This is a genomic window from Streptomyces sp. JJ66 (genome assembly GCF_019303495.1).
GTDB lineage: Bacteria > Actinomycetota > Actinomycetes > Streptomycetales > Streptomycetaceae > Streptomyces.
Genome location: NZ_JAEVFI010000010.1, coordinates 89832 through 113218, shown reverse-complemented (window position 1 = coordinate 113218; position 23387 = coordinate 89832). Strand labels below are relative to the sequence as shown.

The following is a 23387-nucleotide window of genomic DNA, read 5'->3' as shown; positions in this document are numbered from 1 at the left end:
CCCCCTCACCCCCCTCACCCCCCTCACCGGCCATTCGGCGCACACTGCGCGACTTGTCATGAACCGCACCATTTGCTGTCGGTTTCGCCCGCACGCGGAGCCGACCACGAAAGGCAGCACGTTGAACGGTTCCAGACCACTGCGCATATCCCTCCTGGCCGTGACCACCGCGGCCCTCATCGGCACCGGAATCACCACATCCGCCGCCGCCCCAGGAGCCCCGGGCATCCCCGTGGCCCCCGCGGCCGACACCGCCGAGGCCATACCGGCCGAGCGGCTCATCGTCGGCTACCGCTCCCAGGCGTCCGAGGCCAAGTCCGACGACGCGGCCGCGAAAGACGCGACGGAGAAAGCCAAGGCGTCCGGCGAGAAGCTGGACTTCGAGCGCCGCCTGGGCACCGGCGCCGCCCTCGTTGATCTCGGCGGCGAGCTGGAGAAGGCCGACGTCGAGGACGTCATGGCCGAGTTCGCCACCGACCCGGACGTCGCCTACGTCGTCCCGGACACGCGGATGTACGCCACCGCCGCCAAACCGAACGACGACTACTACGAGCGTCAGTGGGACCTCTTTGAGGACAAGGCGGGCATGAAGGTCCCCGGCGCGTGGGACCACGCCACCGGCAAGGGCGTCACCATCGCCGTCATCGACACCGGCTATGTCGCCCACTCCGACCTGGCCGACAACATCATCGACGGCTACGACTTCATCTCCGACACCTTCATGGCCGCCGACGGCGACGGCCGCGACTCCGACGCCACCGACCCGGGCGACTGGTTGAAGCGCGGTGAGTGCGGCAAGGACCCGAACACGGGTGACCCCATCCCCGAGCAGGACACCGACAGCTCCTGGCACGGCACCCACGTCGCCGGAACCGCCGCCGCGGCCACGCACAACGGCAAGGGCATCGCGGGCATCGCCTACGCGGCGAAGGTCCAGCCCGTGCGCGTGCTGGGCAAGTGCGGCGGCACCACGTCCGACATCATCGACGCCATCACCTGGGCCTCGGGTGGCTCGGTCAAAGGCGTGCCGAAGAACGAACACCCCGCCGACGTCCTCAACCTGAGCCTCGGCGGCAACCACTCCTGCGACTCGGCGTCCCAAAGCGCCATCAACGGCGCCGTGAAGCGCGGTGCCACCGTCGTCGTCGCCGCCGGCAACTCCAACGCCAACGCGGCCAACCACAGCCCCGCCAACTGCGACAGCGTCATCACCGTCGCCGCCAGCGACCGCGAGGGCAACCGCGCCCGCTACTCGAACTACGGCAAGGCCGTGGAGATCACCGCGCCCGGTGGCGAGGTGCACGTCAGCAGGGCCAATGGCATCTGGTCCACGCTGAACAGCGGCAGCCGCTCCGCCGACAGCGAGAGCTACGCGGCCTACCAGGGCACCAGCATGGCCGCCCCGCACATCGCCGGTCTGGCCGCGCTGCTGTACCAGGCCAAGCCGTCCATCACACCGGGCCAGGTCTCCGCCGCGATCCGCGAGAACGCCCGCGACCTGCCCGGCTCGTGCAGCGGCGGCTGCGGCGCCGGGCTGGCCGACGCCGCCGCGACGCTGAAGGCCGTCACCGGCGGCTCGGGGTCCGACCCGGAGCCCGACCCGCCGGCGGATGTCTACACCAACTCCGACGATGTCGCCATCCCGGACGACAACACCTGGGTGACGTCCAAGATCTCGGTGACCGGACGCAGCGGTGCCGCTCCGGCGGACCTGAAGGTCGGCGTGGACATCAAGCACCCCTACCGTGGGGACCTCGTGCTGGAGATCGTCGCGCCAGGCGGTGAATCGGCCCGGCTCAAGAGCGCCGACGCCAACGACAGCGGCGCCAATCTGGTCGCCACGTACACCGTGGACGCCTCCTCAGCCACCGCGAACGGCACGTGGACGCTGCGGGTCGCCGACGCCCACAGCGATGACACCGGCTACCTCGACTCCTGGAGCCTGACCTTCTGACGGTCACCGCTTCAGGGACAGCACAGGACCTGCCGATGCCGAGGGGGTTTCGGCAGGTCCTGTCTCTTCGCGCGCGGGGGCTGCGGTCCGGCCCGGCGGCGGGTGGCGCTGGCCCGGGGCAGCGGCTCCGGCCCGGGGCGCGGGAGGCTCAGAACCGCCAGCGGGTCTGCCCGTACGGCTCCCCCTCGGCGCTGCCCTTGGCGAAGCCGAACGCCCGCGTCGGGACGACGGCGAACACCAGCGCCGGGTCCGCCGATCCCGGGTTGACGAAAGCGCCGTCGCGCACCCCGAACGACCACTCCGGCCCATACTTGGCGACATACGCCGACGCCAGCCGCGCCAGCCGCGCCTCATCGGTGACGCGGACCGCCTCGCCCTCGACCACCAGGTCCTCACCGCCGTTCAGACTGTTGCAGCCCGTCGTCAGCACGCAGTGGGCGTCGCGCTCCAGGTTGCGCGCCTTCTGCTCGGCGGGGCCGGTGCAAAAGTGCAGCGTCTCGCCGACGGACACCGCGATCAGCGGCGTCACGTGCGGGCGTCCGTCCGCGCGGACCGTCGTCAGCCAGTACAGCTCGGCCGCCGCCAGCCGCTCGGCCGCCTCCGGCCACGGCGTGGGCCGCGCACCGGGCTGACTGAAACGGGCGTCCAGCTCCGTCACGGGGTTCCTGTGTGCCGTCGCGCTCGTCATCGTCAGCTCCCTCGGTTCCGGTTTCGCCTGCGGGTACCGACGGCCGGGGCGCGGGAAACTCAGCGCACCCCTAGCTCCCGTTCGGCTTGATGCCCAGCGGGACGCCGATCTCCGCGGCCATCACCGCACCGGCCTCCCGCTCCAGCTCGCCGTCGTCCCCGGCCGCGCCGGAGTCGGTGTCCAGCCCGTCCAGCTCGCCCAGCGGCGTGTCCAGCCGCACGTGCGCGATCAGCGACTGCAACGCGCGCAGTGCCGCCGAGGCCGACGTGCCCCAGTTGGACAGGTAGGAGAACTGCCACCACCACAGCGCCTCCGACGTGCGGCCCGCACGGTAGTGCGCCATGCCGTGCCGCAGGTCGGTGACGACGTCGGCCATGTCGTCGGAGATCCGGCACGCCACCGGCGCCTGACGCGGCACGTAGGGGTCGAAGACCTCGGAGTAGACGTCCACCGGGTCCAGCAGGCGGGCCAGGCCCTCGCGCAGCGCGTCCACGTCGTCCGGCTCCGGACCGGTGTCCGGCTCGTACCGCTCGTCGGGAACGATGTCCTCGTGCGCGCCCAGCCGGCCACCCGCGAGCAGCAGCTGCGAGACCTCCAGCAGCAGGTACGGCACCGCGCTGGCCGGCTCGTCGCCCTTGGCCACCTCGGTGACGGCCAGGATGAAGCTCTCCACCTGGTCGGCGATCTGCACCGCGAAGTCGTCCGGGGCCGCGGCGGCACTCAGCCGGTGCGCCTCCGGTCGCGGAGCCTGGGCGAGCCCGGCCCGCGTGCTGTCGGCCTGCGTGATGTCAGACATCGAGCAACCTTCTCCCCTCGAAGGCCCGCCCCAGCGTGACCTCATCGGCGTACTCCAAGTCTCCCCCGACGGGCAGACCGCTGGCCAGCCGTGTGACCTTCAAACCCATGGACGACACCATCCGCGCCAGGTACGTCGCGGTGGCCTCGCCCTCCAGATTCGGGTCCGTGGCCAGGATCAGCTCGGTGACGGCGCCGTCCGCGAGCCGCGCCAGCAGCTCCCGTATCCGCAGGTCATCCGGGCCGACCCCCTCGATCGGGCTGATCGCGCCGCCCAGTACGTGGTAGCGGCCCCGGAACTCCCGCGTCCGCTCGATCGCCACGACGTCCTTCGGCTCCTCCACCACGCAGATCACCGACGGATCACGGCGCGGATCACGGCAGACGCGGCACTGTTCCTCCTCGGCCACGTTCCCGCACACCGCGCAGAACCGCACCTTCGCCTTGACCTCCGTCAGCGCCTGCGCCAGCCGCCGCACGTCCACCGGCTCCGCCTGCAACACGTGGAAGGCGATCCGCTGCGCGCTCTTGGGGCCGACCCCGGGCAGCCTGCCCAGCTCGTCGATCAAGTCCTGGACGACGCCCTCGTACACCGCTGCTCCCCGCCCGCCGCGCTAGAAGGGCAGCCCGGGCATGCCGCCGCCACCCAGGCTCTGGGCGAGCGGGCCCAGCTTGGCCTGCTGGAGCTGCTGCGCGGCGGCGTTGGCGTCCCGTACGGCGGCGAGCACCAGGTCGGACAGCGTCTCGGTGTCCTCCGGGTCCACCGCCTCCGGGTCGATCACCAGCCCCGTCAGCTCGCCCGCGCCCGTCACCGTCGCCTTGACCAGGCCACCGCCCGCCGAGCCCTCCACCGGCGTCTCGGCCAGCTCCCGCTGTGCCACGGCCAACTCTTCCTGCATCTTCTGGGCCTGCTGCAACAGCTGCTGCATGTCGGCCCCACCACCACCGGGAAACACGGGCTCGCTCCTTGGTCGCCTGTTGACTCTGGTCGCGTGTTGACTTTGCGCTGACGTGTACGACGGCCAGCCACCGCCGCTGACGCTGCCGCGCCCGCCGTGCGCACGCGGCGCTCGGGGCGCGCTGACCGCGCCGCTCACGCCGCTCACGGCCGCTCGTGTGCCGAGCCTACGTGCTCGGCCCGCCTCCCGTCCGGCTCACTAGTGTTCGATCTCCTCGATCACGGTGGCGCCCAGCTCGCGCACGATCAGGTCCTGCCCGGACAGGGCGCTCTCGTCCAGATCGGGGTCGTCGTCCTCCGGGATGTCGTCCTCGACGGACACCGGAGGCGGCGCGGGCGCCTCCGGCTCCGGCGCCCGGGCCTGCGGCGACTGCTGCGGCGCGGACGGCTGCGGCTGCTGGGCGGACGGCTGCGGGGCCTGCTCCGGCCGCGACGGCCCGGGTGGCACGGACTCGGACGCGTGCGCCTGCGGGGCGGACGGCCCCGCCGGGGCCGGGTGCGGCGCGTACGACGGCGCCCCGGGCGGCGGCTGCGACGGCCCGGCGCCGCCAAAACCTGCCCCGGGCGCCTGCTGGGATGACCCGGGGCCGCCGAAGCCCGAGCCCTGCGGCGACCCCGCCGGGCCGCCGAAACCCGGGCCGGAACCGGGACCAGACGGCACGGACCGGCCTGGTGGCACCGGCCCCGTGGACCCGCCGCCACCCCCACCGGCGTCCACCACGGAGTCGATCTTCCACTGCACCCCGAACCGCTCGCCCAGCACCGCGCGCAGCACGTCTTCGCTGCCGCCGCTCACGAAGCTGTCGCGGGCGCCGACGTTCGGGAACGCGAGCTGCAACGTCGTCCCGTCGAAGCCGCTGACCTGCGCGTTCTGGCTGAGCAGAATCCACGTGAAGCGGCGCTTGCTCTTGACCGCCTCCAGCACGTCCGGCCAGATCTGCCGCACCTGCGCCACATCACCACCCCCACCCCCCGGCCCGGACGCCGCAGGCGCGGCCGGAGCGGACGCGGGCCGGGCAGGCGCCGGCGCGGCCGGAGCAGGCGCGGAAGCGGCGGGCGCGGCCGGAGCGGGAGCGGCCGGTGCGGCAGCCGCCCCCGGAGCGCCCCCCGACGACGCGGTAGGCCACGCCCCCGGGCGCCGTCCACCCTGCCCGGCGCCCCCCTCCCCCGGCGTTCCGGCAGGCGACGCCGCCGCAGGCTGCACCCCTTCCGCCCCAGAACCACCGAGACCACCTGAACCAGCCGCACCACCCGCAGCAACCACCTCACCAGGACCAGCAGACCCACCGGCACCGGACGCACCCCCCGGACCACCCAACCCACCCGGAGCAGCGCCCTGCGCACCCGGAGCAACGCCCTGCCCGCCCACCCCAGGGCCGAGCCCGCCCCCAGGAGCAGCGGCAGCAACACCCCCGCTCACCCCACCAAACGCGGCGCCACCACCCACGCTGCCAACACCGCGCTCCAGCCGATCCAACCGGGCCTGCACCGAGCGCTCGTCCGCGTAGGCGGCGGGCAGCAGCACCCGCGCGCAGATCAACTCCAGCTGCAGCCGGGGCGAGGTCGCGCCCCGCATCTCCGTCAGCCCGGCGTTGACCAGGTCGGCGGCGCGGCTCAGCTCCGCCGCGCCGAACACCTCGGCCTGCGCCCGCATCCGCTCCAGCACCTCGGCCGGGGCGTCGATGAGTCCGGTCTCCAGCGCGTCCGGCACCGCCGCCAGGATCACCAGATCCCGCAGCCGCTCCAGCAGGTCCGTCACGAACCGGCGCGGATCGTGCCCGCCCTCGATCACCCGGTCCACCACCGCGAACGCGGCGCCTCCGTCCCCCGCCGCGAACGCGTCCACCACCTCGTCCAGCAGCGCGGAGTCGGTGTACCCGAGCAGGGCGGTGGCCATGGCATACGTCACACCACCCGCACCGGCCCCGGCGAGCAACTGGTCCATCACCGACATGGAATCCCGCACGGACCCGGCCCCCGCCCGCACCACCAGCGGCAGTACGGCCTCCTCCACCGCGATGTCCTCCCGCGCGCACACCTGCGCCAGGTAGTCGCGCAGCGTGCCAGGCGGCACCAGCCGGAACGGGTAGTGGTGCGTCCGCGACCGCACCGTGCCGATGACCTTCTCCGGCTCGGTCGTCGCGAAGATGAACTTCAGGTGCTCCGGCGGCTCCTCGACCACCTTCAGCAGGGCGTTGAAACCCTGCGTGGTCACCATGTGCGCCTCGTCAACGATGTAGATCTTGTACCGGCTGGCCGCGGGTCCGAAGAACGCCTTCTCCCGCAGCTCACGCGCGTCATCGACACCACCGTGCGAGGCGGCGTCGATCTCGATCACGTCAATCGACCCGGCCCCGCCCCGGGCCAGGTCCACACACGACCGGCAGACGCCGCACGGCGTCGGCGTCGGCCCCTGCTCGCAGTTCAGGCACCGCGCCAGAATGCGCGCACTGGTGGTCTTGCCGCAGCCACGCGGCCCACTGAACAGGTAAGCGTGGTTGACCCGGTTGTTGCGCAGCGCCTGCTGCAACGGGTCGGTCACGTGCTCCTGCCCGATGACCTCGGCGAAGGTCTCGGGACGGTAGCGGCGGTACAGCGCGAGGGATGACACGCCTACGACGGTATCGGAGCCCACTGACATGTGAGCCGCCGCACAAACGTCAACGCCCCCCACGCACCCGCCAGAGCCAACCTACCCTTGCTGCCTTCCGGCCCTGGGGGAGTTCAGTCAGATAGCGCCACGTGAGGGGCTGCTCGCCACCCTACCCGATGCCCCCACCAGGGATCGAGTTCGCCACCACCCCCCACCATCTTGTAAAGTCTCCGGCGGAGGATTCGCCTAGAGGCCTAGGGCGCACGCTTGGAAAGCGTGTTGGGGGCAACCCCTCACGAGTTCGAATCTCGTATCCTCCGCCCAGCTCTCACCGGGCTGAACGAAGGTCCCGACCGCCCAGCGGCCGGGACCTTCGTCGTTCCGTGGTTGCAGTTGTGGTCTCAGTTACGCGGGGAGGACAGCCGTGGGATCTCCACGGACAGGCTTCGCCGCTCTCTGCCGACGACCAGGTCACCGGCGCCGTGATCGTCAACCGCATCGAGACCAAGATCCTCCTGAGCGACCAACATGATGCTCGCGGCAACGTGCGGGCCGCACCAGCCCGAGCTGGCTCCTTGGAACCGGCCAGCGGAGAGATCGGCCACAGCCTCATCGTCAGAAGCCCTAAATAGGATGCCCGGCGGAAGCTCCACGACTTCTAACCGCCGCCCAGACACGAGCAAGGACACCCCCGACTGATGGCAGTGACCCAGCAGGAGATCGAGAACCGGTTGTGGGACGCCGCCGACGAGCTGCGCGTGGCGATGCCCGAAGCGCAGTACTCCTCGGTCGTCTTCCCGCTGATGTTCTGGAAGTACCTGTCGGACACCTGGGAGCACAACCACCAGGAGTTCCTGGCCCAGTACGAGGGCCTGGACGGCCTCTCCCGCGAGGAAGCCCGAGAGATCGAGTACCGCGACCACCAGTCGTTCGAGATTCCGTTCATCCACGCTGGAACCGTCCAGGAACGTCGCGCCTCTTGGTCCTCGATCCTCGCCACCGTCGCCCAGCACGGTCTCGGCCAGCGGGTTCGCGCTTCCCTCCAGGCCATCGAGTCGGCCAACCCTGACAAGTTCTCCCGTCTCTTCGGGTCCATGACCTGGACCTCTGAAGCGGTGCTGCCGGGGGAGGTGCTGGCGTCGGTCATGCGAGCTATGAACCGCACCCCCAAGATGCACGAGGGCAACATGTCCCACGACGTGCTCGGCGGGGCGTACGAGTACCTGTTGAAGCGGTTCTCCGACGGGTCCGGCACCCGCGCAGGTCAGTTCTTCACCCCGCGCGAGGTCGTTGAGCTGATCATCGAACTGCTGGCCCCCAGGAACCACGAGTCGGTGTACGACCCAACCTGTGGCTCAGGCGGCATGCTCATCGCCGCCGCGAGCCTCCTGAAATCCCACGGCGGGCGGGGGTACACACTCAGCCTCAACGGTCAGGAAGCGGTAACGGACACCGCCGGCGTGGCCCGTATGAACCTCTTCATGCACAACCTGACCGAGTTCAAGGTCGAGGTCGGCGACACCCTGAGGGACCCGCGTTTCAGAAAGCCAGACGGGGCCGTCAAGCAATTCGACGTGATCGTCGCCAATCCGCCCTACAGCCTGAAGTGGAAGCCCTGGACCAACGACCCGCGCGCCATCGGAGGGGTGGCGCCCCAGTCGTCGGCAGACTGGGCCTTCGTTCAGCACATGATCGCCAGCATGGACCCGAAGAAGGGCCGCGCTGGCGTCGTCCTGCCCCATGGCGTCCTCTTCCGAGGCGGCCAGGAGGCAGCCATCCGCAAGCGGGTGCTGGATGACGACCTGCTCGAAGCAGTCATTGGCCTGCCTGCGAACCTCTTCTATTCGACTTCCATCCCGACAGTGATCCTGGTGTTCCGTGCACCTGGCACCAAGGCCGAAGAGCGGCAGGACGGCGTACTGTTCATCGACGCCTCCAAGCGGTTCACCAAGGGCAAGAACCGCAACATCCTCACCGCTGCCGACATCACCGACACGGTGGCCGCCTATCATTCGGGCTTCGACGGCGACGGGACTCCGGTGGATTCCGATGGAGAGGGCAGTATCTCGGCGCGATTCGTCCCCACCACCGAGATCGCTGCCAACGGGTACGACCTGAACATCAGCCGCTACATCAAGCAGGCCGCCGCCGAGCAGGAAGACCTCGGCACCCTCATCGACGCCTACAACATCGCCCGAGCCGAGCGCCAGAAGGCCGAACAGCAGATGCTCGCCGTCCTCTCCGCCGCAGGGATCGAGGGCTTCGATGAGTAACTGGCAGCAGACCGCCCTCGGTGAACTGCAGACTCATGTGCGCCGCGCGGTGGCCGTTCCACCACAGGGTTCGAGACCTTCGATGGTTGGCTGGCAACAGCTCACCCTCGGCGACCTGCTGACCCGTGTGCGCCGCAAGGTAGCGGTGGAGGATGGCGTCACCTATCCCGCAGTCAGTGTCCAGATGTATGGGCGTGGCCTCGGGGAGAAGGAGCCCTTCATCGGCGGTATCTCGAAGTACACGACGCTGAACTCGGTGCGCGAGAACGACGTCGTGCTCCGCACGATCACAGCGTTCGAAGCCCCTGCAGGTGTGGCGCGGGCGGAGCATGACGGCACTCATGTCTCCGGTGTGTTCATCACTTACGAGGTTGACCGTAGAGCTCTCCCGGAGTTCCTGAGGCTGTATTTTCAGACGCCAGTGTTCTGGGACGAGATGCAGAACCGCGCCTCGGGAACGGTCCTGCGCCGCAAGACCATCTCCGATGCCTCGTTCAGCTCCATCCCCATCACCCTGCCTCCACTGCCGGTACAGCAGCAGATCGTCGGGATCATCAGTGCGGTTGACGACCAGATCGCCGCAGTCGATTCCGAGGCCAGCACTGCACGGAGGCTCCTCAACATGGTGCTCGCGGAGCACTTCACAGCTGTTGAGGGTGAACGGCATCGGATTGTTGATCTGTGCTCCCATGTAGTAGGGGGCGTCTGGGGGAAGCCTGAGGGCGAGGGCGAGGTTGATCGGCTCGCACTCGGACCACGCATCTACACGCCCAACACCTCCGACTTCGTAACCGACGGCTCACCGGTCCGGTCATTCACCACCAAACAAGCAGCCACCCGGACGGTGCAGGAGCAAGACATCATCCTGGAGCGGTCTGGCGGTTCGCCCGAGCAGCCTGTCGGACGAGTCGCTATCGCAGGCCCGGGCCTGGAGCCGTGCGTGCCCACCGACTTCCAGCGATTGATGCGAGTAGATCCGGAGAAGGCGCTTCCTAGGTACGTGTTCTGGCGGCTCCGACACGACTGGGCATCAGGGCTGACCCACAACTACTCCCGCCGCACGACTGGGATCACAAATCTGTCGGTAAAGGAGTACATCGCCCGCGAGATTCCGGTGCCTTCATCGGAAGAGCAGGCGGGACTCGTTGAGCGCGCTGAAGCGGTCGATGCACTTATCGTCACACTGCGCGCGGAGGCCGCCAGCCTCCGTCGGGTACGAGCGAGTCTGTTGTCGGGGCTGCTGGACCGCACCATCGACATCGAGTCCGCCGAGTTGGGGGTCTGAGCCGTGGCGAAGGGCATTCGGGAGCGCGAGTTCCAGAACTCGATGATCCAGTGGTCCCTCCCGATGGGCTGGGACTTCAAAGCGGGCAGGTCGCTGCCGCGTGAAACGACGCACACGGTGCTCGCTGGCCATCTGCGGGACGCCATCGTCCGGCTCAACCCTGGGGTGATCGACGGGTTCGACGTGGACGCCGTGGTCGAGGAGATCATCGCCACGGTCAACGCCGTTGACGGCGGGCTGGTGCGAGCCAACGAGCAGGTGGTGCACCTGCTGCGTGGGCAGAAGGAGTTCCGGGGTGCCGACGGCGTGTGGCACGCGCTGAAGGTCGTTGATCTTGAGCAGCCGACCGCCAACACTCTGGTCGTGTCGGACGAGGTGACCATAACCATCCCCGGCAAGACCCCTCGCCGGTTCGACCTCGTCTACTGGGTCAACGGCCTGCCTCTGGTAGTCGTTGAGGTGAAGTCACCGACCGCGAAGTCCGGGTGGGCCGACGCCGCGCGCGAGATCAACGATGTGTACGCCACCGAGTACCCGTGGTTCTTCACCCCCAACCTCTTCGCCGTCGCCTCCGACGGGCTGAAGATGCGGTTCGGGGCGGCCGGCGCGCCCCTGAACCAGTGGCAGCCGTTCCGGTCCACCGACGACGCCGAGAACCTGTCCGGGCAGGCCGACCTACGGCGCTCCGTCGAACTGCTGCTCAACCCGGCCACGGTCCTCGACATGCTCGCCAACTTCGTCCTCTTCGACACCTCCGGAGGCGGGGCAGACAAGAAGTACCTCCCCCGTTACCCACAGATGGAAGCCGCCCATCTGATCCACGAGCGGGTCCTGGCCGGTGGCAAGAAGGGGCTGATCTGGCACCACCAAGGCAGCGGGAAGACGCTGCTGATGGTGTTCGCCGCCTCCCTGCTGTTGGCCGACACCCGCACTGAGTCGCCCACGATCATCCTGCTCTCGGACCGCACTGACCTCGTCCGGCAGACCTCGAGGGTGTTCACCTCCGCGATGGGGGACGCCTACTTCCACCAGCCCGCCACCAGCAAGAAGCTGCGTTCCCTGTTGGCCGACGATGTGCGCGGCGTCATCTCCACGACCGTCCACAAGTTCGCCGACGCCGGCAAGGGCCTGTCGCCCCGTGGCAACATCATCGTGCTGGTTGACGAGGCACACCGCACCCAGTCCTCCGAGGAGAAGTCCCTGGCCGGGCAGATGCGCGCAGCGTTGCCGCACGCGAAGTTCTTCGGCATGACCGGTACCCCCCTCAGGAACCTCGCCACCAACACCTTCGCCCTCTTCGGCGAGGAGGCCGACCCGGACAGGGTGCTGCACCGATACTCGGTGTCCCGCTCTCTGCAGGATGAGGCGACCGTCCCGGTCGTGCTGGACCCGCATCCGGTCCTCTTCGAGATGAACGACCAGGCGTTGCAGGCCGAGTTCGACCAGTTCGCCGACGCATTCGACCTCGACGACCCTGACCGTGAAACCCTGTCCCGCAAGTTCGGGCGCCTCACCTCGGTGTTCGCCAACCCCGAGCGTATACAGACGGTCTGCCAGGACATCGTGGACCACTACCTGGCCGGCGCCTACCGCAACGGCCTCAAGGCCCAGGTCGTCGCCTACAACCGTGAGCTGGCTGTGGCTTACACGGACAAGATCAACGAACTGCTGACCGGTTACGAGGTGTCGCAGGTGCTCGCCGAGGTCGGCAAGCACGACCGGATCGCCGCCGAGGTCAACGTCCACGTCAAGAACTCCAAGGACGAGGACCCCGCCATGCTGCCGTACCAGCTCTCGGAGGCCGACGAGGAGGACCAGAAGCGGCGCTTCCTTGCCCCGGACGATCCGCTGTGCTTCCTGGTCGTGACGGCGAAGCTGATGACGGGGTTCGACGCCCCCAACGAGGGCGTCCTCTACCTGGACAAGCCGCTCAAGGCCCACAACCTGTTCCAGACGATCACCCGGCCGAACCGCACCTGGATCTCCCCAGGCGGTTTCCGGAAGACCTCCGGGGTAGTCGTGGACTACATCGGCCTGGCCGAGGAGGTCCAGCGGGCCGTCATCGACCCCACCGAGGGGGAGGCTGCGGGCAAGGGTGGCGGGTTCGTCACCGATCTCACCGAACTCGTTGCCGAATTCCGCACTACCTTCGCCCGCATCGAAGACCTCTTCACGGCCGTGGACGGCCTGGACCTCACGGTCCACGGTTACGAGTCCGTGCGAGCCATCAACGTGTTCCTGGACTCCGACCCTGCCGCCGCCAAGGTGTTCTCCAAGGACTACCGGCTCTTGGCCCGCCTGTACCCGCTCATCAACACCGACAAGCGGATCGCCAAGTACCAGGACGGCTTCGGGCTGTTCGGGTCCGCGTACACAACCCTGTTCAAGAAGTCTTCCGACGAGGAGAGGAAGGAACGGCTGGGCGAGCTGGGTCCGATGGTCCTGGAGATAATTAACGCCCACGTCCACTCGTTCGCTGTGGTCGCTTCCCAGGAGGAGGCCCTCGTCCTCGACGCCCAGGGCATCACCATCCTCAAGGAACTGCTGGCCCTCGTCCGCCCCAAGTCCGGCAAGGACGACAGCGGGGACAAGAAGCCGCCGTCTGCGGCGGAGATCCTGGACCAGATCAAAGCCGCCCTCGATAAGGGGGTCGAACCGGGGTCCGCGAAGTACACCGCCCTGGCAGAGCGGATCAGGCAGCTGCGGGACCGGATCATCCAGAATGCTCAGGACGCCCTGGAGTTCCTGGCCGACGCGCTCCGGGTCGCCCAGGCGATCGTGAACGCCGAGAAGCACCCCGACGAAGCCGTCGTGCTGGATGACGACCATGTAGGTGTCCTGTCGCGGATCATCCACGAGCACGCACCGCCCGGCCTCACCGTCACGGAGCGGAACCTGGCCGAGGAGATCGACCAAGTGGTCAGGCGCACCCTCGCCCAGTCATGGGATAACGCCGAGGCCCGCAACCGCGGTGTCCGCCGTGCCACCGCCGCGGTCTTCCGCCGGTACATGTTGAAGCCGGTGGGGGAGCCGTACGGCTCCACCGTCGCCTACATCGAAGCCCACTACCTCGTCGACTGACGACCTCGCAGAGGCCCGGCAACCTGTGGCAGGTGCCGGGCCTCTGCGCGCTGCGCGGGCCTGATCTAGGCCACGACGCGGCGCTCAACACCTGCATACTGTCGTGCCGCTAAACATAGTTCACTCGATCCGGGCTAGATCCCAGCGAAAGCACACGAAGCGCAACGGCGTGCCCCATATTTTTCGTAGGCCCGATCTGGTAGCGCGAGAGGAAACCATGCGCGATGTCTTCACTCTCATCACTGAACGAGTTCTGCGTGACTGCGGCGGAGAGCCCATCTGTGCACATGTCGGCAACATTGAAGCGTGCGCAGTCAAAAACCATCCTACATATCAGGAGTTGCGCAATAAAGCCCGACTCGGCCGATCGAAATCCGTGGCAAGCTTGCGTCTCTGGGAGTCGGTGGGCACTTTGGCGAGAGAAAGCGACCAACAGGAGCGGGAAAAATGGTTGATCATCCTGCTGGATCTACTGACTCCGTATTTCGGGGGATGGTCGAAAGAGTTGGCACGAAAATGGCATTATGAGGTCTCTGACATCAGGTCTGCGATGGTAGAGGGCGCACTCGAGGCATGGTTTTCCCTGGCACGTGACCTGCCTTCCAAAAAAGTCCTGGAAACCATGATGACCAGCGCGTTCACCGGCGCTCGTGGCCTGGTGGAATCCGGAAGCTCGGAAACGTGTGCAGTAAGTGCAGAGTATTTGATCGCCGATGCTGCGCATGAAGAAGATTCTACTCTGCACGCCTCCTCGATCATTGACGCCAGCACGGTACACGACCCGGATGCCAATGAGAGAATTCGCGGCGAGCGTACAGGATCCCTACTACAACGAATGGGGGCGATGAGTAAAGCCAAGATCCTTCATGACAAACTCCGCAGTGGCTGCCGCAATGAGGCAGATGCTCCCGCTATTAATCCCGCACAGATGGGACGATCCTGGGTGGACGGGAAGAATCTCTACTATCGAGTTTCTGATCTCCTGCCACAATATATTGGCTTCGGCGAGGCGGCCAATATTGTTGGCCTTTCAAAATCACAGGCATCGAAGATGACCAGGACGGGCTCCCTCCCTTTCAGAGTATCCTGGATTGGCAACAGCCGGGTCGTGTCGGTCACATCGCTTATGCGCATCTTGGGCATCCAGGATTCCATCGTACATCCCGATGATGTGGAGAATGGAGCTTCTCATGTCGGCGAAGAATAGACCAGGGATCTGTCGTCGTGCGGCATCCGGCAGATGATGAAACTACGCCATCCTTGAACTCCGCACCGAAGCGGCTTCGGTCCGCGTTCCCGTGACACGTTCCATGTCTGTCGGGCGGCTGGCGCTGGAGCTGCGGGCGGCACTGCGGCGGGAGCCGTCCGCTGCTGGGTCGGCTGGCGCGCGTCCTGCTCGACCCGCGCTTCCCACCCTCTTGGCACGACGAGCTGTGCGAAGCGATCGGGCTGGAGCTGGAGCCGGCGGAGACCGGACTGCTGCCGTCAGCGTGAGGCAGAGGGACCGGCGGATGCGGGAGCTGGTGCTGACGGCCTACGAGTGCCAGTGCGCCTTCTGCAGCTACGACGGGCGGATCGGGGCGGTTCCCGGTCGGGCTGGGGCTGCGCACGTGCGCTGGTGGGCGTTCGACGGCCCCGCCGAGATCGGCAACGGACTGTGCCTGTGTTCGCCGCACCACAAGCTCTCCGACAAGGGCGTCCTCGGTGTCGCGGCGACGGCCACCGGCTCCCTCGTCTCGCAGCGCTTCCTCGGGCGCAGCCTCCGCTGCCCGCGAGCACATCATAGCCCTGGCGGGCCGTCCGCTCATCGGCCCACAGCCGAGTGACCGCCCGGTGGCGGCGCACCACCGCTCTTGGCACACCAGGCAGGTTTCCACGGCTCCCCGCGCCCTGGCGTAGATCTTCCGCGAAGCGATCTCGCGAGGGCTCGCGCATCTCCCCCGCAGGTCAGCCCTCGCACTTCCATGGGTTGAGCAAGAGCGCGCCGGTCCGGGCCAGGTGCTTGATGTTCCGCCTCACAAGGGTCCCCCCGCCCGTACGCGAGGGCAGTGGCGGCGATCAGCGCATCCGGCGGATCGTTGCTGGTACCGGCGCTCTTCAGCTGCCAAATGAAGGGCGAGGTAGGTGTTTTCCGATGGCCGCGATCCGGTCGCGGTAGTCAACGCGAATGCTGTCGGGCTGGGTGAGACGCCCCGGCTAGTGCAGGGCCTTGCCTCCGGAGGGGCGGGGCTTCTCGCTGGCTGGTTACTGGCCCAGGTCGTCGCGGGGGGCCTGCCAGTCGCGTTTGGCGGGTTGCATCTTGGGCGGGGTCCGCAGCTCCCCGGTGTCGTCCTCGCCGCTGCTGCGGCGCAGCTTCGGCTTCGGCTGCTCCTCGAACGCGCGGCGGATGATGACGACCCGGTCCTGTGGCTGGAGGACGGCGGCGTCCGGGTCGTCGAAGTGGAGCAGCCGGTGGCCCCTTATGACGGACAGCACCAGCTCGGGGCACTCGCGTGGTGAGCGGCCCGCCTCGGCCTTGGTCACCGGGCGTTCGGCCAGCGTCAGGCCCTCGCCCTGCTGGATCAGGTCCTCCATGACGTGCCCCGCGCTGGGGCTGATCAGCGACAGGCCCAGCAGCCGTCCGGCCGCGCCGGAGCTGGTGATGACGGAGTCGGCGCCGGACTGCTTGAGCAGCGGCACGTTCTCCTCCTCCCGCACCGAGGCGACGACGTTGAGCTGCTTGTTGATCTGCCGCGCCGTCAGCGTTACCAGGACGGCGGTGTCGTCGCGCTGAGTGGCGATGACGATCTGGCGGGCCCGGTCCAGCCGGGCCCGCTCCAGCACGCTGGAGCGGGTCGCGTCGCCGACGACTCCGGCGAACCCGTCGGCGTTGGCCGCGTCGATGACCTTCGCGCTGGGATCGACGACCACGATCTGTTCCTTGGTCGCGCCCGCTGTCAGCAGCGTCTCGGCCGCCGTGCGGCCCTTGGTGCCGAAGCCAACGATGACGGTGTGGTCGCGCACGACGGACCTCCAGTGGGACAGCCGCCACTGCTGGCGGGTGCGCTCGGTCAGCACCTCCAGGGAGGTGCCGACCAGGATGATCAGGAAGAGGATGCGCAGCGGCGTGATCACGAACGTGGTGAGCAGGCGCGCCGTCTCCGACGAGGGGTAGATGTCGCCGTAGCCGGTGGTGGAGAGGGAGACGGTGACGTAGTAGAGGGATTCCAGCAGGGTGATCCCGTCACCGGCGTTGTCGGTGTACCCGTCCCGGTCGAGGTAGACGGTGATCACGGCGACGAACAGCACGACGTGCGCCATCAGCAGCCGCTTGGCCACCTGGATCAGCGGACCGGTCAGCTGCCGGGGGAGCTGCACCCGGAACGTGTACTCGTCGGCGTAGGCGATTTTCCCGCGCCGACGGGACGAGAGGAGCTTCATGGGAGGGTCACCGGTCAGTTCCGGGGCAGGCCGAGCAGGTGGACGGGGGCGCCCGCTCCGGCGCCGCCGGGCGGGATGACCGCCAGCGCGTCCGCGGAGGCGATCCCCCGGAGCATAGCCGGACCGTGAAAGCGCAGCGGACGCGCGGTCCCGGCGCCGACGGTGACGGGCACGAGCCGGGTGTCGGTGGGGTGACCCTGCACGCGTTCGGACAGCCGCGCGGGGTCCGGGTCGCCGCTGGCCGGGTCGCGGTCGGCGAGGGTGCGCACCAGGGGCGCGGCGAGCGTCAGCAGCGCGGAGACGGCCGCCAGCGGGTTGCCGGGCAGGCCGACGAGGTGGGTGCCGCCGGGCAGCGCCGCGAGCAGCATGGGGTGCCCGGGGCGCACGGCGACGCCGTCCACGAGCAGCCGGGCGCCGAGGCGCTTCAGGGTGGCGTGGAGGTGGTCCACGGGCCCGGCGGCGGTGGACCCGGTGGTGACGACGAGATCCGGCCCCGCCGCGTCCGGCTCCGTGCCGGTGTCCGGCTCCGCACCCGGGCTGTCGTCTCCGCCCGCGTCCGCCCGGGTCAGCGCGGCGTGCAGGGCCTCGGCGCTGTCACCCAGGTGGCGGACGGCGGTGACGTCGGCGCCCAGCGCGGCGAGCCAGGGGCCGACCATCGGCCCGAGCGCGTCGCGGACCCGGCCGTCGGCAGGCGCTCCCTCGCTCAGCAGCTCGTCGCCGAGGACGAGCAGGTGGGCGCGGGGGCGGCGGGTGAGGGTGAGCCGGTCGTACCCGGCGGCGGCGGCGAGCCCCAGCACGGCCGGGGTGACCGGCGTCCCGGCGGGCAGCAGCAGGTCACCGGTACGGCACTCCTGGCCGCGCGGACGGATGTCGGCGCCCTGCGGCGGGGTGGCGGGCGCGGTGAGCCTGCCGCCGCCGGCGAAGCCGTGCTCGGTGCGCAGGACGGCGGTGGCGCCCTGCGGGATGCGGGCGCCGGTGGCGATGGCCACGGCGTGCCCGTCGGGCAGGCGGGCCGGGCTGTCCCCGGCCAGGACGCCGGGGCCGTCCTCGTCCAGCGCCCAAGGGCCCGGCCCGGCGACGGCCCAGCCGTCCATGGCGGAGGTGTCGAAGGCCGGGAGGTCGGTGAGGGCGGGCAGCGGATCGGCCAGGGTGTGGCCGAGGGCATCGGCCAGCGGCAGCTGGTGGGTGACGCCGCTCGGGCCACCGCTCGCTGCGGCGCGGGCGCGCGCCTCGGCCCACGGGGTGGCGACCGGGTTGCCGGTGGCGGCCGGGTGGCCGTGGGCGGCCCCGGGGGCGGGATCGGTGACGTGGCGGGGATCGGTCACGGCGGTGAGGCTGGCGGCGCCGTTGGCGAGGGCGAGGGCGTCGTCGAAGTCGTCGGTCATGTCGTCACCTTCCGGGCCGGCGTCAGTCTCTGGTGGGCGGCTGGCCGGGGGCCGGGCCGCCGGACGCCTCTTCGGCCCAGCGGTCGGCCAGCGCCGCCGCCTTGCGGGTGGCGACGGCGATGTCCTGCGGCGAGCCTCCGGCGCGGGCGGCGGCGTAGCCGACGAGGAAGGTGGTCAGGGGTGCGGCGGGGCGGGCGACGCCGTGGGCGGCGTCCCGGGCGAGGTCGAGTACAGCGGCGACATCGACGTCCAGGTCGAGGCCGAGTTCCGCCTTCACTGCGGCAGTCCATTCATCGAGCACGTGTCCATGCTCCCTGATGCGCGCACGGGCGGCGGCGATGTCCTCCCAGGTGTCGCAGTCAGCGGCGTCCGCCAGCTCCAGCCGGTGCGCGGACAGCTCGGCGGTGAGCAGCTTCAGCGGCAGGTTCTCCAGCCGGCCGTGTTCGGTGGCGAGCAGGGCCAGCTCGCGGCGCAGCGGCTCGGCGCGGTAGAGCGCCAGCAGCGGCTGGTCGCGCCCCTCGCGGACGGCGAGCACCGCATCGACGCTGGTGGGTGCGGTGGCCAGCGCGGTGCGCAGCCGGGTGACGGCCTGGGGGGTGAGGAACGGCAGATCGGCGGCGAGCACAAGCACGGTGTCGGCGGTGACGTGGGCGAGGCCCGCGTGCAGGGCGGGCAGCGGGCCGGTGCCGGGGCGCGGCTCGCGGGTCCACCGGACGGCGCGCGCCGTCGGCCGCCGGGGTCCGACGACCACGGTGCGGTCGGCGTCCGGGCACGCCGCGAGCGTCCGCTCCAGCAGGGTGCGGCCGCCGACGGTGACGCCCGGCTTGTCCGCCCCGCCCAGGCGTGTGCCGCGCCCGCCCGCCAGTACCACCACGTCGTATGGGTCCACGCGGTAGAGGGTAGAGGCCCCGGCCCGCCGCCTCCGGGGTCTGGGGGCTCCGCCCCGAGGCGGGCGGGGGACGGCGAGGACGCCGCGGGCGTTGCCTGGCAGGGCGGTTACGCGGTGCGGAGCAGCACCGCCGGGGACTCGACGCAGTCGGCCACGTGGCGCAGGAAGCCGCCCGCTGTGCCGCCGTCGCACACCCGGTGGTCGAACGTGAGGGACAGCTGCACCACGTGCCGCACCGCCAGCTCGCCCTCGTGCACCCACGGCTTCGGCACGATGCGCCCGACGCCGAGCATCGCCGCCTCGGGGTGGTTGATGATCGGCGTCGAGCCGTCCACGCCGAAGACACCGTAGTTGTTCAGCGTGAACGTGCCGCCGGTCAGCTCGGCCGGGGAGAGCCTGCCGTCGCGGGCGGCGTCGGTGAGGCGCTGGATTTCGGCCGTCAGGGACTCCGCGCCGCGCCGGTGCGCGTCCCGGACGACGGGTACCACCAGGCCCCGGTCGGTCTGCGCGGCGAAGCCGAGGTGCACCTCGGGCAGGCGGATGACTTCCCGCGCCTCGGTGTCCACCGTCGCGTTCAGCTCCGGGTACCGCGTCAGGGCGGCGGTGCAGACGCGCCCCAGCAGCGCCAGCAGGGAGATCTTCGGCCCACCGGCGGCGTTCATCGCGTGGCGGGCGGCCAGCAGCTCGGTGGCGTCGGCGTCCACCCAGCAGGTGGCGTCCGGGATCTCGCGGCGGCTGCGGGACAGCTTGTCCGCGACGGCGCCGCGCACGCCCTTCAGCGGCACCCGCTCGCCCGCCGCGCGCGGGGTGCTCGGCGCGGGCTGCCCGGCGGGCGCGGGCGGGGCTGTGGGCGTGGCCGGACGCGTGGCCTGTTCGACGTCGGCGCGCAGGATGAGCCCGTGCGGGCCGCTGCCGGTGAGGGTGTGCAGGTCGATGCCGCGCTCCCGGGCGAGGCGGCGGACCAGCGGTGAGATGACGGCGAGCGTCCGCGTCCCGTTGGCCGAAGCGGACGGGGCCGACGTCGCCGGGGCCTTCGCCGGTGTGGCGGCTGGCGCTGGTGTGGCGGCTCGCGCCGGTGTGGCGGCTCGCGCCGGTGTGGCGGCTCGCGCCGGTGTGGCGGCGGACGGTGCGGGCCGGGCCGCGCGGCGACGCCGCCGGGGCGCCTCGCTCGTGCCGTACCCGACGAGCACGTTCCCGGACCCGGCGTCCGAGGCCGTACCCGGGCGGGGACCGGAGCCCGTGCCCGACCCGGAACGCGCGCCGGAGCCTGCCCCCGCCCCCGTGCGGGAGCCCGGCCCCGACCCCGGGTCCACGCCAGCGCCAGCCCCGGAGGAGCTGCCCGAGGCCACCGTCACCAGCGGCGCCCCCACCGGGATCTCCGCGCCGACCTCGCCGAACCGGGCCGTGACCACGCCACCGTAGGGGCAGGGCACCTCCACCATGGCCTTCGCTGTCTCGACCTCGACCACCGGCTGGTCAACGGCGACCACATCACCGACTTCCACCAGCCACCGGGTGATCTCGGCCTCGGTCAGCCCCTCGCCCAGGTCCGGCAGCGTGAACTCGCGCACCTCGGGCATCAGCGCCCGCCCCCTTCCGTCCACCGCGACTCCCACTGCAACCGGTCCACCGCGTCCAGCACGCGGTCCACCCCCGGCAGGTGGTGCCTCTCCAGCATCGGCGGCGGGTAGGGGATGTCGAACCCGGCCACGCGCAGCACGGGGGCCTCCAGGTGGTGGAAGCAGCGCTCGGTGACGCGGGCGGCGATCTCCCCGCCGGGGCCGCCGAAGCTCCCGGACTCGTGCACCACGATCGCCCGCCCGGTACGGCGTACCGACGCGCAGACCGTCTCGTCGTCGAACGGGACCAGCGAGCGCAGGTCCACCACTTCCAGCTCCCAGCCCTCGGCCCGCGCGGCCTCGGCGGCCTCCAGACACACCGGCACGGACGGGCCGTAGGTGAGCAGCGTGGCGGAGGTGCCCGCCCGGCGCACGACGGCGCGGCCGATCGGCTCGACCGGGGTGGGGTGCGCCGGGTCCCAGGTGTCCTTGGCCCAGTACAGGCGCTTGGGCTCCAGGAAGACCACCGGGTCGTCGGAGGCGATGGCCTGGCGCAGCAGGCCGTAGGCGTCGGCCACCGTCGCCGGGGTGAGGACGTGCAGGCCGGGCGTGGCGATGTAGTACGCCTCGGAGGAGTCGCTGTGGTGCTCGACGCCGCCGATGCCGCCGCCGTAGGGGACGCGGACGGTGATCGGCAGGGGCAGCGCGCCGCGGGTGCGGTTGCGCATGCGGGCGACGTGCGAGACGAGCTGTTCGAACGCGGGGTAGGCGAAGGCGTCGAACTGCATCTCCACCACCGGGCGCAGGCCGTACATGGCCATGCCGACGGCGGCGCCGAGTATCCCGGCCTCGGCGAGCGGGGTGTCGGTGCAGCGGTCCTCGCCGAACTCCTTGGCCAGGCCGTCGGTGACGCGGAAGACGCCGCCGAGGGTGCCGACGTCCTCACCGAGCACGTGGACCGCCGGGTCCTCGGCCATCGCGTCGCGCAGGGCCTGCCCCAGCGCCTGGGCCAGCGGTGTGGGCTTGCGGGCGGGGTCGGCGCCGGGGGCGGACGCGGGGGCCGCTGTGGGCCGGGCCGCGCCGGAGCCGGTGGCCGCGGTGCTCATCGCGCGTCTCCTTCGGCGTCGTCGGCGGTCCCGGGGTGATCGGGGTGATCGGCGTGGTGGGCGTGATCGGCGTCGTCGGCGTCGTCGTGTGCGGCGAGTTCGGCGCGCAGCTGCTCGGCCTGCTCGCGCAGCTGCCCGGTGCGCTCGGCGTACACGTGGTCGAACAGCGCCATGGGGTCGAGGACGGGCTCGGCGTGCATGCGTGCGCGCAGGTCGGCGGCCAGGGCCTCGGCGGCGTCGCGGGCGGTGACGCGCAGGTCGGTGCCGCCGTCTTCCAGCAGGTCGCGGGAGGCCAGCTCGGCCTCCAGCAGGGTGATCGGGTCGTGCGCGCGCCAGGCGTCCACCTCCGCGTCGTCCCGGTAGCGGGTGGCGTCGTCGGCGTTGGTGTGGGCGTCCAAGCGGTAGGTGACCGCCTCGACAAGCGTCGGCCCGCCGCCGCGCCGGGCCCGGGTGACGGCTTCGGTGAGCACGGCGTGCACGGCCGGGGCGTCGTTGCCGTCCACCAGGCGGCCCGGCATGCCGTAGCCGACGGCCTTGTGGGCGAGCGTCGGCGCGGCCGTCTGCTTCGCGAGCGGCACCGAGATGGCGTAGCCGTTGTTCTGCACGAGGAAGACGACGGGGGCCTGCCAGACGGCGGCGAAGTTCAGCGCTTCGTGGAAGTCGCCCTCGCTGGTGCCGCCGTCGCCCACCAGGGCGAGGGCCACCACCTCGTCCCCGCGCAGCCGGGCGGCGTGGGCGAGGCCGACGGCGTGCGGGAGCTGGGTGGCCAGCGGGGTGGACAGCGGGGCGACGCGGGTGGCGCGCGGGTCGTAGCCGCAGTGCCAGTCCCCGCGCAGGAGGGTGAGGGCCTGCACCGGGTCCAGGCCCCGGGCGACGGCGGCGAGCGTGTCGCGGTAGCTGGGGAACAGCCAGTCCTGCTCACGCAGCGCCAGCGCGGCGGCGACCTCGCACGCCTCCTGCCCGGTGGAGGACGGGTACACCGCGAGGCGGCCCTGCTTGGTGAGCGCGGTGGCCTGCTGGTTGTAGCGGCGGCCCTTCACGAGCTGCGCGTACAGCTCCTTCAGCAACGCCGCGTCCAGCTCGGCGCCGGTGCCCAGCAGCCGGTACGGCTCCTCGTCGGGCAGCAGCGGCGCGGCCTCGGCACGCGGCCGCCAGGCGGGGGGCGGGACGGGGCGGTAGGCGCCGGGCTGCGCGAGGACCGTCATGTCGAGCACACCTCCGTAAGGGTGGTGGCGGGCAGGCTTGCGGGCGGCAGAGCGGGAGGGGTTGCCCTCTCCCTACCGATTGTTCGGTCTGCGCGCCGTTCTGGCTACAGGTGGGGCGAGGCTGTGGATAACCTGTGGACGATCGGCCGCGGATTCACCCCGGTCCCGGCAGAACGTCCAACAGGGGGAGGTCGCA

At 70.5% G+C, this 23387-nt stretch carries 17 protein-coding genes, 1 tRNA gene, 1 other RNA gene and 1 pseudogene; 7 read left to right on the top strand and 13 right to left on the bottom strand.

What is annotated here, in order from left to right:
- Positions 1–160 precede the first annotated feature (160 nt).
- The gene (locus tag JJV70_RS09650; protein ID WP_308294760.1) at positions 161–1954 is read left to right on the top strand and encodes a S8 family serine peptidase; all 1794 of its coding nucleotides are present in this window, start codon (positions 161–163) and stop codon (positions 1952–1954) included.
- A 148-nt stretch (positions 1955–2102) separates the two neighbouring features.
- Here JJV70_RS09650 and JJV70_RS09645 read toward each other — a convergent pair whose 3' ends face one another.
- From JJV70_RS09645 to ffs, 6 genes are all read right to left on the bottom strand, one after another.
- Entirely contained in the window at positions 2103–2642 is a 540-nt protein-coding gene (locus JJV70_RS09645; RefSeq protein ID WP_219047394.1) for a pyridoxamine 5'-phosphate oxidase family protein, read from the bottom strand.
- 70 nt (positions 2643–2712) lie between these two features.
- Positions 2713–3438 carry a DUF5063 domain-containing protein gene (locus tag JJV70_RS09640; RefSeq protein ID WP_219047392.1) on the bottom strand — a complete coding sequence of 242 codons (726 nt, stop codon included), beginning with the start codon at positions 3436–3438 and terminating at the stop codon, positions 2713–2715.
- The gene (recR, locus tag JJV70_RS09635) at positions 3431–4030 is read right to left on the bottom strand and encodes a recombination mediator RecR (protein ID WP_219047390.1); all 600 of its coding nucleotides are present in this window, start codon (positions 4028–4030) and stop codon (positions 3431–3433) included. Before recR ends, JJV70_RS09640 begins: the two co-directional genes overlap by 8 nt.
- 21 nt (positions 4031–4051) lie before the next feature.
- Entirely contained in the window at positions 4052–4393 is a 342-nt protein-coding gene (locus JJV70_RS09630; RefSeq protein ID WP_219047388.1) for a YbaB/EbfC family nucleoid-associated protein, read from the bottom strand.
- Between the two features lie 201 nt (positions 4394–4594).
- The gene (locus JJV70_RS09625; RefSeq protein WP_219047387.1) at positions 4595–7006 is read right to left on the bottom strand and encodes a DNA polymerase III subunit gamma and tau; all 2412 of its coding nucleotides are present in this window, start codon (positions 7004–7006) and stop codon (positions 4595–4597) included.
- A gap of 45 nt (positions 7007–7051) precedes the next feature.
- Positions 7052–7150: signal recognition particle sRNA small type (gene ffs, locus JJV70_RS09620), an RNA gene on the bottom strand.
- Positions 7151–7223: 73 nt separating this feature from the next.
- Between ffs and JJV70_RS09615 the strand changes: the two genes are divergently transcribed.
- A tRNA-Ser gene (locus JJV70_RS09615) sits at positions 7224–7308 on the top strand.
- Between the two features lie 81 nt (positions 7309–7389).
- Here the strand turns inward: JJV70_RS09615 and JJV70_RS09610 are convergent.
- Positions 7390–7593, bottom strand: a complete 204-nt coding sequence (locus JJV70_RS09610) for a hypothetical protein (RefSeq protein WP_219047386.1) — start codon at positions 7591–7593, stop codon at positions 7390–7392.
- Positions 7594–7686: 93 nt separating this feature from the next.
- Between JJV70_RS09610 and JJV70_RS09605 the strand changes: the two genes are divergently transcribed.
- The 5 genes and pseudogenes from JJV70_RS09605 to JJV70_RS23475 form a co-directional block, all read left to right on the top strand.
- Positions 7687–9261 (top strand): type I restriction-modification system subunit M, encoded by a 1575-nt coding sequence (locus tag JJV70_RS09605; protein WP_219047384.1) that lies wholly within the window; start codon positions 7687–7689, stop codon positions 9259–9261.
- Positions 9254–10546, top strand: coding sequence for a restriction endonuclease subunit S (locus JJV70_RS09600; protein ID WP_219047382.1), 1293 nt, complete (start codon positions 9254–9256; stop codon positions 10544–10546). The genes JJV70_RS09605 and JJV70_RS09600 overlap by 8 nt, the downstream gene beginning before the upstream one ends.
- A gap of 3 nt (positions 10547–10549) precedes the next feature.
- A complete protein-coding gene (locus JJV70_RS09595) occupies positions 10550–13627 on the top strand; it encodes a type I restriction endonuclease subunit R (protein ID WP_219047381.1) in 3078 nt (1025 codons plus the stop codon).
- A 217-nt stretch (positions 13628–13844) separates the two neighbouring features.
- Positions 13845–14834, top strand: coding sequence for a hypothetical protein (locus JJV70_RS09590; protein WP_219047380.1), 990 nt, complete (start codon positions 13845–13847; stop codon positions 14832–14834).
- Positions 14835–14940: 106 nt separating this feature from the next.
- Positions 14941–15600: pseudogene (locus JJV70_RS23475) on the top strand (HNH endonuclease); the annotation flags it as partial.
- Between the two features lie 271 nt (positions 15601–15871).
- Here the strand turns inward: JJV70_RS23475 and JJV70_RS09580 are convergent.
- The 6 genes from JJV70_RS09580 to JJV70_RS09555 form a co-directional block, all read right to left on the bottom strand.
- Positions 15872–17047: a TrkA family potassium uptake protein gene (locus JJV70_RS09580; RefSeq protein ID WP_219047378.1), complete on the bottom strand. Its 1176-nt coding sequence runs from the start codon at positions 17045–17047 to the stop codon at positions 15872–15874.
- Between the two features lie 14 nt (positions 17048–17061).
- Positions 17062–18432 (bottom strand): molybdopterin molybdotransferase MoeA, encoded by a 1371-nt coding sequence (locus tag JJV70_RS09575; protein ID WP_219047376.1) that lies wholly within the window; start codon positions 18430–18432, stop codon positions 17062–17064.
- 22 nt (positions 18433–18454) lie between these two features.
- A complete protein-coding gene (locus JJV70_RS09570) occupies positions 18455–19321 on the bottom strand; it encodes an NTP transferase domain-containing protein (protein WP_219047374.1) in 867 nt (288 codons plus the stop codon).
- A gap of 107 nt (positions 19322–19428) precedes the next feature.
- A complete protein-coding gene (locus JJV70_RS09565) occupies positions 19429–20901 on the bottom strand; it encodes a dihydrolipoamide acetyltransferase family protein (RefSeq protein WP_219047373.1) in 1473 nt (490 codons plus the stop codon).
- A complete protein-coding gene (locus JJV70_RS09560; RefSeq protein WP_257573670.1) occupies positions 20901–21986 on the bottom strand; it encodes an alpha-ketoacid dehydrogenase subunit beta in 1086 nt (361 codons plus the stop codon). Before JJV70_RS09560 ends, JJV70_RS09565 begins: the two co-directional genes overlap by 1 nt.
- Entirely contained in the window at positions 21983–23191 is a 1209-nt protein-coding gene (locus JJV70_RS09555) for a thiamine pyrophosphate-dependent dehydrogenase E1 component subunit alpha (RefSeq protein WP_219047371.1), read from the bottom strand. Before JJV70_RS09555 ends, JJV70_RS09560 begins: the two co-directional genes overlap by 4 nt.
- Positions 23192–23387 lie beyond the last annotated feature (196 nt).